Below are 12980 nucleotides of genomic sequence, written 5' to 3' on the forward strand. Positions count from 1 at the left end.
GCACAGGGGTACGACAAGTGATGTGGGCTCAGGTCGAGACCCGCACGACCCCCGCGGTGTCGATCTCGGTGCGCCGGTCCCCGGTCGGCGCCGCCGCCAGCACGGTCGCGACCCATCGCCGCCCGATCGGCAGCACGCGCACGGTGACGGTGCCCGCCTCGGCGGTGTCGAGTTCGCCGACGGCGGCGTCGATCACGTTGTGGCGCACCCAGGTCGGGACGCCGCGGAAGCCGCCGTCGTCGAGCAGGGTCACCTCCACACCGCGGGAGCGGGCGCCGCGGGCGGCGGCGCTGAGCCGTTCGGTCACCAGTTCCGGGGCGCGCAGTCCGTCGCGCAGTTCGGCTTCGAGCAGTCTGCACTGTTCGCGTTCGTCGGCGGTGAGCTGGGCGCCCTCGGCGATGCGCGCGAGGATCGGCCCGGCGACCTGGTCGAGCCTGGTCAGCTGCCGGTCGCGTTCGGCGGTGGCCGCGGTCAGCGCCGCCTCGGTGGCCGCGCGCCGGTTGGCCTGGTCGCGCAGTTCCCGCAGCGAGCGCTGGGTGGGCCGTACGATCGCCATGAACACCGTCACCACGCCGACGGTGGCCACCGGAGTCAGGGCACGCACCACGGTCTCCGGGTGCCAGGTGGTGAACACGCCCATGGTGACGAGCACGGTCGCGGCCGCGGCGACACCGAGCCAGGCCGACAGGATCCGCCCGCGCAGCACCAGCATCGCCAGCAGGTACGACGTCGGGTAGGCGGTCCACAGCTGATGCGAGAAGCCGGTGGGGTTCTCGACCCACGGCACGGTCAGTGCCATCGCGGCGGGACCGGCGCAGGCGACGTAGGCGGTGGCGGGCCACGGCAGCGGGTCCACCGGGAAGACCAGCACCACCAGCGCGGCCACGGCCATCAGCACGAGGGCCGCGGCGGCCGGTACCGGCGGCACGATGTCGAAGTTCACCCGCAGGTACATGATGATGGTGGCCTCGAAGATCACCACGAACAGCCAGGCCATGCCGTCGCTGAGGCCGAACAGATCGCGGATGCCGAACGGCAGATCGCGCTCAGCCATGACTGCCCCACACCAAGGTGACGACGGTGCCCGCGCCGGGCGCCGACTCCACGAAGGCCGCGCCGCCTGCCAGCGTGCGCATCCGGCCGAGGATGCTGCCCGCAATCCCCATCCGGTCGGCCGGTACCCGGGCCGGGTCGAAGCCGGCGCCGTCGTCGGTGAGCACCACCCGGATGCCGCCGGTGGCGATGGTGACGGCGACCTCGCGCCGCACCTGTCTGCCCGCGACGTCGGCGTGGCGCACGCTGTTGCGCACCGCTTCGCTGAGTGCGGCGCCGAGCACCTGTGCGGCTTCCAGCGGCAGGCACAGATCCGCGCCGCGCCGCGAGGCCTGGACCGGCAGCTCGGGATCGACCTCGCGCACGGCGGCGCGCACGAAATCCACGGCGGCGGCCGCGTCGAGATGGTCGAGTTCCGGTGCGCTGCGGGCCTGTTCGAGCTGTTCGAGCGTGCGCGCGGCCTGCTTGCGCAGGACCTGGGAGGGTTGCTGCTCGCGGGAGGCCTCCAGCAGCGTCGACAGGACCGCGTCGTGGATCAGCGCGGCGAACCGGGCGCCCTCGCGCTCGCGGGCCGCGGTCGCCGCGACCGTCGCCGCCCGCGAACGCTGCCGGACCGCTTCCCGGTCGACGCGTTCGGCGGCGGTCCGCGCGTAGACCACACACCACAGGAACAGGGCGGCTACCCCGAGCGCCCTGGTGACGTCACCGAACATCGCCCACGCCGAACTGTCCGGGACGACAGCGGCATTGGAGGCACTGGTCGCCACGGCGAGCACCGCCGCGAAGGCCACCGCCACCTGGCCCGACCAGGCGAGTCCACCCGCCATCACCCCGAGGACCAGCCCGCGATACGGCCAGGACGCGAACGAACCGATCGTCACCACCGAGTACACCAGCGGCGTCGTCACCGTCGCCACGAGATAGCAGATCGCGGCCGCCCCGGCGACCCGGCGGATCGCGGTGACCGCTCCGCGCGCCGACACGATCGCCAGCGGCGCGAACAACAGGTACGCCCCCACCAGGTGCACTTCGGGCCACACCGAGCGGTTGGCGGGCTGGATCAGCACCGCGGGCAGTTCGAGGGTCATCACGATCATCGCGCCGACGCCGATCACCACCCCGAGCCTGCGCAGGATCTGATCGGTCGCCGCCCGCGAGAGCTCGGTGTCCACCGCGGCGGGCACCGGCGCCTGCGCGCGGGCCGCGGTGGTGGTCACGTGCGCTGCTGCCGTTCCGGCACGGGCAGCCATCCGTCCTCGACGGCCCGTTTGTACAGATCGGTCTTGGTGGGGGCCGGACGGCCCGCGTCGGCGTATTTCTGCCGGATGCGGCCCAGGTAGTCGTTGACGGTCTGTTCGGACAGGCCGGTCAGCCTGGCCACCCGCGACGCCTTCTCCCCCGAGGCGTACAGCATGAGCACTTCCTCCTGGCGCGGGCTGAGCCCGACGTCGGAGAGCTGCGGGTCGCCGTCGATCGCGGCGGCCCAGTCGGTGGTGACGACCTGTTCCCCGGAGGCGGCCCGGCGGACCGCCTCGACCACCGTCGCCACGCTCTCGGACTTCCGCAGCACCCCGAGCACACCGGCCTTGGCGGCCGAGCGGACCAGGAACGCGTTGTCGGCGCCGGTGAACACCAGCACCTCGATACCGCGTTCGCGCAGCGCGGTGACATTGTCCTCGGGAGTGGAGCCGTCGGGCAGGCGCAGGTCGAGCACCACCAGGTCCAGGGCGGCGTCGGCGGCGAGCAGCCCGGACACGGTGTCGGCGGTCGCGACGAGATCCAGGTCGGGTTCGGGCCCGAGCATGGCCGCCAGCCCGATCGCCACGGACTCGTGGTCCTCGACCAGTCCGATCCGCCGTACCGCCGGAGTCTGCTGCAACTCGCTCACCGACCACTCCCCAATCCTCGAACACCCATCCGCGGCCAGCCCGCAACACCTCGGAGTCGAGTTCTACCGCATCGGGGGCCGGCATGTCAGCCCACCAGAATTCGGGGCCGCCGCGGTCATTGCCGTCGGTACAGGCGTCCGTGACTGCGGAACCAGGCGATCTTCCCGTCGTCGCCGCGCACGAAGTCGGATCGGGTGCCGACCGGTGTGCCGTCCGGCCCGAGGTCGAGACCGTAGTCGGCCTTGTAGAACGCGAGTCCGAGTTGTGCGCCGCCGTTCTCATCGGGATTCGTGCTGGGGTCTGCCCCGTCGCTCATGGTGCCGTGCAGGCGGCCGTCCCTGGCGACGAAGTCGATCACGACCGATTCGAGGCTGCCCGTTTCGACGACCTGCTGGGTCGCGTAACGCCCTTCGTAGGGTGCGAGCTCGCCCGCGCCGAGGACCTGCGGCGTCGCGGGCAGGTTGCCGATCCCGGCGAAACGGCGCAGTGCCCAGTCGTCGGCGAACAGGTCGGTGAGCAGTTGCGCGCCACCCTCGGAGTTGGTGAGCGCGGTCATGGCGAAGTCGCGGCCGGGCACCAGGAAGAAGCCGGAGCGTTGCCCCGACCAGGTCCCGCCGTGCTGGACGATCGTCTCGTTCTCGGCGGAGGGCCGCAGCATCCAGGTCACGCCCATGCCGGTGAGCTCGACCTGCAGCGTCCCGCCCGCCCCCGGGTCGGAGCGCATGGCCTCGACGGCCTGCCTGCTCAGGAGGCGGAGGCCGTCGGGCGCGGTGCCGTCGCCGAGGTGAAAACGCGCGTAGCGCACTTGATCCCGGACGCTCGAGATCAACGACCCGGTGGGGTTGCAGCTGCGCGGGAATTCCCAGAACCCCGTGTCCACCACCGGTTTGCCGTCGACCACGGTATGGGAGGCGGCGATGTTCAAGCCGATGATCTGGTCCGAGAAGAATCGGGTACGGCTCAACTCCAGGGGGTCGAGCAGCAGATTCTGCACCGCTGCCTCGTACGTCGATCCGGTGACGACCTCGATGATCCGCCCAGCGACCACCAGTCCGGCGTTGTTGTAGGCGAATACGCTGCCCGGCGGCGTGAGCTGCGGCAAGCGGGTCATCGAGGCCACATAGCGAGCCAGCGCGTCGTCGCCGCGTCCGAAGTCCTGCAGATCGTCGCCCAGCCAGCCGGCGGTGTGGTTCAGCAGCTGGCGCACGGTGACCTCGGCGCCGACCGCCGGATCGGCGACAGCGAAGTCCGGCAGGTAGCGGCGCACCGGCGCGTCCAGCTCCGCCGTGCCATCGTCGACCAACCGCATCATGGCGGTGCCCGTGAATGTCTTGGTGGTGGAACCGATCCGGAACACCGTGTCGGCGTCGACCGGCACCGGGTGGTCGACATTGGTGACGCCATACCCTTTGATGTATTCCTGTCCGCCTGCCAGGACGCCGACGGCCACGCCCGGTATCCCGTAGGACTGCATGCCCGCTTCGATCTTGGCGTCGAGTTCGCCGAACGCGGAGTCCTTTGCGGTCGCTTCCGGGGCGGGCGAGGGCGTCGGCGAACAGGACGGCAGCGCGAGCAGCGCCGCACCGCCGACGGCACCACCGAGCACCGAACGCCGCGACACCGCGGTAGCGGCGGGGCCGGGACCGGACCGGGTCACGGCGGCGGCGGGTTGACGGCGTACGGGGGCGGTTGTACCGCGCTGACGCAACCGGTGTCGGGCTCGAGCGGATTCTCGTAGAACGAGACCGCGATCTGGGCCGCGCAGGGATCGGTGTAGATGCCGTGTGCGACGCCCGGCACGGTCACCTCCGTGGAACGCGAAAGGTCCGCGGCGACATAGTGTCCCCATCGGGCCCCGGTCTGCCCGTCGTAGCTACCGGACAGCACCAGCGTCGGAATATCGCTTGTCGTGACGTCGCGGATGGCGTCGGGCCCTTTCGGCACCCGCCACACCGCACATACTTCGCGAAGGAACGGCAATTGCGGCGCCTGCTCGCGCACCGAATCGGGAAACGCGGGGAAGGCCTCCGCCGCCATCCGGAGTTCGTCCTCGCGGGTCTCGAACGGCACCCATTCGCTGCACCACACACTCAACGCCAGGCCCCAGCCGAACTTCCCGGCCTTGGCCGGATCCGTCCAGACCGTTGCCCAGACCTGGGCGATGCGCTCCGGCTTGCCCTCGGCCAGTTCGTAGATCGCTGCGGGAAACTCCGCGGGAAAATGGGTGGCCATCGGGACGAACCAGTTCAGCAGCGTGCCACCGTCGAGGACCACGGTGGTGTTCCTACCGTGGACGTCGACGGTGGTCGTGATCGGCTGCGCCTCGAGCTTGTTCACCATGTCGACGAACTTGTCCGCGAGGTCGGGGTAGGCAGCTTCGCACTGCGGTTGCGCCTCGCATGCCGCGGTCATGTTGTCGAAGGCTTCCCGCGCACTGGCCCAGGTCCACCCGAGGGCGGCGACCGACGGCGGCGTCACCCCATCCAGGGTCACCGACCGGATAGCCTGCGGGTCCTGACGCATGTAGACCAGCGCGAGGTCGGTGCCGTAGGAATGCGAATAGATATTCCACCGGTCGATCTCCAGCGCCGCCCGCAACTCCGCCAGGTCGTAGCTCATTTCCACGGTGTTGAATGCCGCCAAGTCCGCGCTATCCGAAAGTCGGTCGTAGCACGCCTTGGCCGCGTCCGCATTCTTGCTGCCGGTGCTGGGCGAGCCGAACACCAGACCTACCCGTTCGGCGTAGAACGCATCGATTTCCGGGCACGTCAGCGCCGGTTCCGCGGAGAGCGTGCCCCGGGCCGACATCAGGATCAGATCGCGATTTCGGCCCACACCATTCGGAATCGGCGGGTCCAGGATCGCATCGTTACCCGGCCCGCCGGTGAGAAGCACGATCGGATCCGGCTCCGCCGGCTGGATTTCCGCCGGAATTCTCGCCACCGGCAATCGGACGGTGCCCTGGCCGGTGATGCGATTCGCCCGCACCTCCATGGTCCAGCACTGCGCGTCGGCCAGTTCCGGCAGATCCGGGCAGTCACGCGGCTCCAGTTTCGCCGGCGCGTGGGCCGCTGTCGTCGGCATGGTCGCAGACTGTGCGGTGTCCGGCGGCGAACTAGAGGGACCGCAGGCCGCCATCAGGACGGTCGAAGCCAGGGCGAGACAGACTGTCCACTCGCGGCGCACGGAGCGCGCCGGACGAGCGCTGACGGGGATCGAGCCAAGGATCCGCACACCACACATCTTCGCACCGAAGCGATCACGCCAGGCAGCCGAAACACCGGTGATCGCGGCCTGGCCGCATCCTGGAATCGGGCGGGGCTCCCGCCGTCCGCTCAGTCCATCAACTGGGCCGCGACGGTCGCGCCGAGTTCCCAGCACCGCTCCAGATCGGCCTTGCTCGGCGGCCCCGAGACGACGACCGCGGCGGCTGCCCGCTGCCAGCCCAGCCCGGTGGTGATCCGCTCCACGCTCGCCTCGGCACCCTCGGTGCCCTCGTTACCGTGCAGGTAGAGGCCATAAGGGCGGCCGCGGGTCGAGTCGAGGCACGGGTAGTAGATGGTGTCGAACGCGTGCTTGAGCGCACCGCTCATGTACCCGAGGTTGGCCGGGGTGCCGAGCAGGTAGCCGTCGGCCTCGAGCACGTCGACGGCGGTGACCGCGAGCGCGGCCCGGCGGACCACCTCCACACCCTCGATCTCGGGGTCGGTCGCCCCGGCGAGCACCGCCTCGAACATCGCCTGCGTGTGCGGCGACGGCGTGTGGTGGACGACGAGCAACCGGGCCACTAGGCCTCCCGTTCCAGCTTCTCCAGTGCCACCGCGCGGCGCATGGTCTCGCGGGCGCGGGTGCGGTCACCCGCGTAGTCGTAGGCGCGGGCCAACCGGTAGGAGGACCGCCAATTGTCCGGGTCGGCTTCCCATTCGGTCTTGATCTGCGCGAACAACGCGTCGGCCGCCGCGCGTTCGATGCGGCCGGAGGGGCGGTGCGGCAGCTGCGAGGTGTCGACCTCGAGTCCCTCGTCGTGGATGCGGCGGGCCAGGTGCTGATGGGCCAGTGCCGCCTGCAGCGTCGTCCACACGATCCACACGCCGACCGTCGGCAGCAGCAGCATGCCGATGCCGATCGCGATGCCGGCGAAGCCGCCGTCGGCGATGTAGGCGATGGCGAGCCCGCCCAGGCGGATGAAGTAGTAGATCAGCGCCAGCACCAGGAACGCCACCAGCGCAACGATTTTCACGACCTGACGATCAGGTCGCCGCGCGGCGGGTTCGGGTGCGCTCACAGATCCAGGAAGGGGTCGAGTCCCACGGTCAGGCCGGGGCGCCCGGCGATCTCACGCACGCCGAGCAGCACGCCCGGCGCGAAGGAGTTCCGGTCGATGGAGTCGTGGCGGATGGTCAGGGTCTCGCCCTGGGTGCCGAACAGCACTTCCTGGTGGGCGACGAGCCCGGCCAGGCGCACCGAGTGCACCCGCACACCGTCGACGTCGGCGCCGCGGGCACCCTCGAGTTCGGTGGTGGTGGCATCGGGGCTGAGCCCGACGCCGGCCTCGGCGCGGGCCGCGGCGATCAGCGCGGCGGTGCGGTAGGCGGTGCCCGAGGGCGCGTCGGCCTTGTTCGGGTGGTGCAGCTCGATGACCTCGACCGATTCGAAGAACCGCGCCGCCTGCTCGGCGAACCGCATCGACAGCACCGCGCCGATGGCGAAGTTCGGCGCGATCAGCACGCCGACCTCGGGACGCTGCGCCAGCCAGGACCGGACCTCGGCCAGGCGGGCCTCGTCGAAACCGGTGGTGCCGACGACCGCGTGGATCCCGTTCTCGACCAGGAACTTCAGGTTCCCCATCACCACATCGGGGTGGGTGAAGTCGACGACCACCTGGGTGCCGGTCTCGGTGAACGTCTCGAGCGCGTCACCCTTGTCGACCTGGGCGACCAGCTCCAGATCGGCCGCCGCCTCCACGGCCGCGCAGATCGCCTGTCCGACCTTGCCGTGTGCTCCGAGCACTCCGACCCGAATGGTCACCCGCATCTCCTCGTCTCGCTGCTCACTTGTCGGCAAGCCTATCGAGCAGCGGCGGGCGACCCGGCGCGAGGTCAGTCGAAGACGATCACCTGCCGCAGTGCCGCGCCCGCCGCGAGCTCGTCCATCGCCTGGTTGACCTGGTCGAGGCCGATCCGGGACGAGACGAGCCGCTCCAGCGGCAGCGTGCCGGCGCGCCACCGGCGCACGTATTCGGGGATGTCGCGGTCGGGCACGGCCGAGCCGAGGTAGCTGCCGATGATGGTGCGACCCTGGGCGACCAGCGCCAGAGGGGAGATCGTGGCGGTGGCGGTCGGAGCGGGCAGGCCGACCGTCACGGTGACGCCACCGGGAGCTGTTGCGGCGACGGCGGTTTCGAAGGCGCGCACATTGCCGGCGGCCTCGATCACCACGTCGGCCTGCACGCCCTGCTCGGCGATCTCGCCCGGCGTGAACACCGCGGTGGCGCCGAATTCCCGTGCCAGCGAGAGCTTTTCGCCGACGGTGTCGACGGCGACGACCTCACCGAGTCCGAGTGAGACCGCGACGAGCACCGCGGCCATGCCGACACCGCCGAGCCCGACGACCATGATCCGGTCACCCTTCGCCGGTTTCGCCGCATTGAGCAGCGCGCCACCACCGGTGAGCACCGCGCAGCCGAGTACCGCGGCGACCTCCGGCGGCACGTCGTCGTCGACGGGAACCACCGAACGCCGGTCGACGACGGCATGGGTGGCGAATCCGGAGACACCGAGGTGATGGTGCACCTCCTCGCCGTCACGGCGCAGCCTGCGCCCGCCGCCGAGGAGTTCGCCCGCGTTGTTGGCGACGCTGCCCGGCCCGCACGGCGTACGCCCGTTGCTCGCACAGCCCGCGCAGTCACCGCAGCGCGGCAGGAACGTCATCACGACCCGCTGCCCCACCGCCACATCGTCGACACCGGTCCCGACGGACTCGACGATGCCCGCCGCTTCGTGCCCCAGCAGCATCGGCACCGGGCGCACCCGATTGCCGTCGACCACCGACAGATCCGAATGGCACAGTCCCGCCGCCTCGATCCGGACCAGCAGTTCACCCGCACCCGGCTCGGCCAATTCCAGCTCACACACGCTGATCGGCTGCGACGCGGCGAACGGCGCCGGGTCGGCGATGCGTTCCAGGACGGCTCCACGAATCCTCATGGCGCGAACCTACCGCGAAACGACCGTTGCGGGACCGCGGATTCGGCGCTAAATTCGTTCGCGGTGATGGTGCTCCTGTCGGCCGCCTCGTACCGTGCCCAGGGTCGGCGCCATCACGAACCTAGGAGAAATCCCCTGTCAGTACAGTTCAATCACACCATTGTCGGTTGCCGCGATAATAGGGAAACCGCCGAATTCTGGGCGGACATCCTCGGGTTGGACATAGGAAAGGAGTGGGGTCCGTTCATTCCGATCCCCCTCGACAACGGCGTCACGTTCGATTTCGCTCGGGTGCCGCCGCACATTTCCGAAATCCAGCCGCAGCATTACGCGTTCCTCGTCTCGGAGGCCGAGTTCGACGCGGCCTACGCCAAGATCCAGCGCTACAAACTGGACCATTGGGCTGATCCGCAGCAGCACGGGGTGAACGAGATCAACCACAACGACGGCGGTCGCGGAGTCTATTTCCTCGACCCCAACGGGCACTTCCTGGAGATGCTCACCGTTCCGTACGGTGGCTGGCCCACGTAAGACGCCACGACACCGGCCGGTCCGCAGCCCGCGGACCGGCCGGTGTTGTCGTTATCGCGCTGTCGAGGAACGGCTTCCGCGCACGCCGAGCAATGCGGCCAGCAGGCAGGCCACCGCGACGATCACGATGAACCAGGGGAACACCGTCGACAATCCCCAGGTGGTCGCCGCCCACCCCGCTGCCAGCGTCGGCAACGCCATCGCGGAATAGGCGAGCAGATAGTAGGCCGACATGGTCTCCCCGCGCCGGTGCGGCGGCACGACCTCCGACAGGTGACGCAGCGAACCGCCGAAACCGAGCCCGAAGGTGGCGCCGAGCACCAGCCCGGCGATCAGCACCGCGACCGGTTGCCTGGTGGCCAGAGCGGGCACCGTGGCCAGCAGCGCGGCCGCCATCCCGAGGTCGCCGATGATCGCGGCCCGCCGCGCCGGAATCCGGGTGGCGAAGAGCTGGACCATGGCGGCGGCGAACGCGGTGCTGGCCACCACGACCCCGCCGAACAGCAGATTGTGCACCCCGGTCTCGGCCGCGGCCAGCGACGGATACAGCGACAGCAGCACACCCAGCACCGACCAGGCCGCCATCACGCCGATCGCGGAGAACCAGAAATCGGCCCTGATCTCTTGCGGCACAGCCGGTTTCGCAATGGTTATGCGGCCCTTCACCCGGGCGGTGTGCGGTTCACGCAGCGCGAGCATTCCCGCGGCGACGGCCAGGCAGACCACCGCGATCACCACATACGGCGTGCGCAACGGTGAGGGCGCGTACTGCGCCAGCGCGGCCGAACCCAGCACCGCGACCGCCATGCCGACATTGAACGCCACACCGCTGAGCTGCCCGGAGCGCGCACCGCGTTCGGGCCGCAGATCGAGCAGGGCCGCGGCGCCCGCCACCACGGTGGCGCCGACCGCCGCCCCGTGCAGCGCCCTGGCCAGCAGCAGCATCGGCACCGAATCGGCGAGCAGGAACGCGACCAGCCCGAGGATCATGGTGGCGAACGCGCCGACGATCACCGGCTTGCGCCCCACCACATCCGACACCCGGCCCGAGACCAGCACCGCGCCGAGGGCGGCCACCGCGTACACGGCGAACACCATGGTCGTGGTGAGCGGCGAGAGATGCCACTCGGTCTCGTAGATGCCGTAGAGCGGGGCGGGCGCCCCCGAGACGCCGAGCGCCACGCCGGTCGCGGCGAGCACCAGCCCGTACGCCCAGCGCTGCCCGGATTCGACCGGCGCCATCGTTGTCGCTGCCATGGCGGCCCCCATCAGGTGAGTTTGATAACCATCGAACGGCTTCGACACTACGCCGAGTATGATGGCTATCAAACCCCGGAGTGAGGTAGATCATGACTCAGGCTAACGGCCTCTCCGCGGCGACGACCCTACCGGTCGCGGCGCTGCCCGCTGTCCTGGGTGCGCTGCACGATCCGGTGCGGCTGGAGATGGTGCGCCGCCTCAGCAACGCGGCCGAGCCGCTGCGCTGCGCGGCGCTCTACGACGCGATCAACAAATCCACGGCGACCCACCACTTCAAGATCCTGCGCGAGGCGGGCCTGATCGAGCGCCTGACCATCGACGGCCAGACCTACCAGCGCCTGCGCACCGCCGAAGTGAACGCCGCCGTCCCCGGCCTGCTCACCTCGATCGTCGAAGCCGCCAACCGCGCGCATCACGAGGAATAGAGCGTTCGCTCAGCGATCGGTGGTCGTCGGTGGCCGGCACGATCGGTCAGATGCTGGTAGATCTCGGCCGCTGAGCAGTGGACATCGGCGTCGTCGGGCAGGAGGGCGGCCGCTTCGGCCAGCGCCGCCCGCGCCCGCGTCTCGTCGGGTTCGGGCCGGTAGGCGAGCAGCCACGCCATCATTCGATCGCCGCCTGTACCGGCACGACCTCGCCCCTCCCCTGTCGGGGTCGAAAGGATCAGTGCTCCACCAGTTTTCGCACCGAGGCGGGCAGGTCGCGGGTGCGCCGGTACGGGCCAGCCACGGCCGCGCCGTAGGGCCGGGCGAGCAAGGTCCGGGCGATCGCGCTGACCTCCTCGGTGGTGACGGCGTCGATGCGGGCCAGGGTCGCCGAGACGCTGCGATGGTTGCCGTAGCTGAGTTCGCTGCGGCCGATGCGGTTCATCCGGGAGGCGGAGTCCTCGAGCCCGAGGACCAGACCGCCGCGCAACGCGCCTTTGGCGCGCGCGCATTCGGCGTCGGTGACCCCGTTGGTCGCCACGTCGACGAGCACATCGCGCGCCAAAGTCGCCACCTGGGAGAGGTTTTCGGGCTGGCAGCCGAGGTAGACGGAGAACGCGCCGGTGTCGGCGAAGGTGTCCACGCTCGAGTACACCGAGTACGCCAGGCCGCGTTCTTCCCGGATGCGCTGGAACAGCCGGGAACTCAGGCCGCCGCCGACGATGGTGTTGAGCACCGACAGCGGCCAGCGCTGCTGTCCTTCGTGCCTGCCGAACGCGCGCACCCCGAAGACGAGATGGGTCTGTTCGCTGTCGCGGTTGATCCGGACCAGGCTTGGCGCGACATGCGCGCGGAACTTGCCCTCGCGGCGCGGCGCCGGTTCGACCGCGGAGTCCAGGTGCGCGGCGAAGGCGCGGTGCACGAGTTCGACCGTGCGGTCGTGGTCGACATTGCCGGCCACGGCGACGACCATCCGGTCGGGCCGGTAGCGGCGCTGGTGGAATCCGCGCAGCTGCGCGGCCTGCATGCCTTCGACGGATTCGACGGTGCCGATCACGGGTCGCCCGATCGGGTGGTCGCCGAACAGGGCGGTGAGGAAGGAGTCGGCGACCAGGTCTTCGGGGTCGTCGTCGCGCATGGCGATCTCCTCGAGCACCACCTGGCGTTCGATGTCGACGTCGACGGCCCGGCACAGCCCGTTGAGCACCACGTCGGAGACGAGTTCGACCGCCAGCGGCAGGTCCTCGTCGATGACGTGGGCGTAGTAGCAGGTCTGTTCCTTGGCGGTGAACGCGTTGAGTTCGCCGCCGACGGCGTCCATCGTCTGGGCGATGTCGAGCGCCGAGCGGGTGGGTGTCGCCTTGAACAGCAGGTGTTCGAGGAAATGCGCCGCGCCGGCGACGGTGGGGCCTTCGTCGCGGGACCCCACGCCGACCCACACGCCGATGGAGGCCGAGCGCACGCCGGGGACGTGTTCGGTGACCACGCGCAGTCCGCCGGGGAGCACGGTGCGCCGCACACCACCGTCGGTGAAGACGTCGTCGGCGGTTTCGGTACTCGACTCGGTCAACTGTGGCTCTGTCACCCGATCCCACCGGACGGCTGTACTGACATGG

The 12980-nt window shown here is 70.2% G+C and carries 14 protein-coding genes; 2 read left to right on the plus strand and 12 right to left on the minus strand.

Annotation, left to right across the window (positions count from 1 at the left end; all coding sequences use genetic code 11):
- Positions 1 to 28 precede the first annotated feature (28 nt).
- From IEY60_RS04800 to IEY60_RS04840, 9 genes are all read right to left on the minus strand, one after another.
- On the minus strand, positions 29 to 1054 hold the full coding sequence (locus IEY60_RS04800) for a DUF8320 family protein (protein ID WP_189024172.1): 1026 nt from the start codon (positions 1052 to 1054) through the stop codon (positions 29 to 31).
- The gene (locus IEY60_RS04805) at positions 1047 to 2270 is read right to left on the minus strand and encodes a sensor histidine kinase (protein WP_189024174.1); all 1224 of its coding nucleotides are present in this window, start codon (positions 2268 to 2270) and stop codon (positions 1047 to 1049) included. The genes IEY60_RS04800 and IEY60_RS04805 overlap by 8 nt, the downstream gene beginning before the upstream one ends.
- A complete protein-coding gene (locus IEY60_RS04810) occupies positions 2267 to 2941 on the minus strand; it encodes a DNA-binding response regulator (RefSeq protein WP_189024176.1) in 675 nt (224 codons plus the stop codon). The genes IEY60_RS04805 and IEY60_RS04810 overlap by 4 nt, the downstream gene beginning before the upstream one ends.
- Positions 2942 to 3057: 116 nt before the next feature.
- A complete protein-coding gene (locus IEY60_RS04815; protein ID WP_229739603.1) occupies positions 3058 to 4509 on the minus strand; it encodes a serine hydrolase domain-containing protein in 1452 nt (483 codons plus the stop codon).
- 86 nt (positions 4510 to 4595) lie between these two features.
- Positions 4596 to 6026 carry an alpha/beta fold hydrolase gene (locus IEY60_RS04820; RefSeq protein ID WP_189024178.1) on the minus strand — a complete coding sequence of 477 codons (1431 nt, stop codon included), beginning with the start codon at positions 6024 to 6026 and terminating at the stop codon, positions 4596 to 4598.
- 251 nt (positions 6027 to 6277) lie between these two features.
- Positions 6278 to 6730 carry a flavodoxin family protein gene (locus tag IEY60_RS04825; RefSeq protein WP_189024180.1) on the minus strand — a complete coding sequence of 151 codons (453 nt, stop codon included), beginning with the start codon at positions 6728 to 6730 and terminating at the stop codon, positions 6278 to 6280.
- Positions 6730 to 7227, minus strand: coding sequence for a hypothetical protein (locus IEY60_RS04830; RefSeq protein WP_189024182.1), 498 nt, complete (start codon positions 7225 to 7227; stop codon positions 6730 to 6732). Before IEY60_RS04830 ends, IEY60_RS04825 begins: the two co-directional genes overlap by 1 nt.
- Positions 7224 to 7970: a 4-hydroxy-tetrahydrodipicolinate reductase gene (gene dapB / locus IEY60_RS04835; RefSeq protein ID WP_189024184.1), complete on the minus strand. Its 747-nt coding sequence runs from the start codon at positions 7968 to 7970 to the stop codon at positions 7224 to 7226. The genes IEY60_RS04830 and dapB overlap by 4 nt, the downstream gene beginning before the upstream one ends.
- 71 nt (positions 7971 to 8041) lie before the next feature.
- Positions 8042 to 9148, minus strand: coding sequence for an alcohol dehydrogenase catalytic domain-containing protein (locus tag IEY60_RS04840; RefSeq protein ID WP_189024186.1), 1107 nt, complete (start codon positions 9146 to 9148; stop codon positions 8042 to 8044).
- A 135-nt stretch (positions 9149 to 9283) separates the two neighbouring features.
- On the opposite strand from IEY60_RS04840, the gene IEY60_RS04845 reads away from it, so the two are divergent.
- Positions 9284 to 9679, plus strand: a complete 396-nt coding sequence (locus IEY60_RS04845; protein WP_229739604.1) for a VOC family protein — start codon at positions 9284 to 9286, stop codon at positions 9677 to 9679.
- A 51-nt stretch (positions 9680 to 9730) separates the two neighbouring features.
- Here IEY60_RS04845 and IEY60_RS04850 read toward each other — a convergent pair whose 3' ends face one another.
- Positions 9731 to 10936 (minus strand): MFS transporter, encoded by a 1206-nt coding sequence (locus tag IEY60_RS04850; protein ID WP_189024188.1) that lies wholly within the window; start codon positions 10934 to 10936, stop codon positions 9731 to 9733.
- A gap of 92 nt (positions 10937 to 11028) precedes the next feature.
- On the opposite strand from IEY60_RS04850, the gene IEY60_RS04855 reads away from it, so the two are divergent.
- On the plus strand, positions 11029 to 11364 hold the full coding sequence (locus IEY60_RS04855) for an ArsR/SmtB family transcription factor (RefSeq protein ID WP_189024189.1): 336 nt from the start codon (positions 11029 to 11031) through the stop codon (positions 11362 to 11364).
- On the opposite strand, the gene IEY60_RS04860 is transcribed toward IEY60_RS04855, so the two are convergent.
- Both IEY60_RS04860 and IEY60_RS04865 read right to left on the minus strand, forming a co-directional pair.
- The gene (locus tag IEY60_RS04860; protein WP_189024191.1) at positions 11352 to 11546 is read right to left on the minus strand and encodes a hypothetical protein; all 195 of its coding nucleotides are present in this window, start codon (positions 11544 to 11546) and stop codon (positions 11352 to 11354) included. The genes IEY60_RS04855 and IEY60_RS04860 overlap by 13 nt on opposite strands.
- 56 nt (positions 11547 to 11602) lie before the next feature.
- A complete protein-coding gene (locus IEY60_RS04865; RefSeq protein ID WP_189024946.1) occupies positions 11603 to 12934 on the minus strand; it encodes a M16 family metallopeptidase in 1332 nt (443 codons plus the stop codon).
- Positions 12935 to 12980: the final 46 nt, after the last annotated feature.

This window comes from Nocardia rhizosphaerihabitans, assembly GCF_014646295.1.
Classification (GTDB): domain Bacteria; phylum Actinomycetota; class Actinomycetes; order Mycobacteriales; family Mycobacteriaceae; genus Nocardia; species Nocardia rhizosphaerihabitans.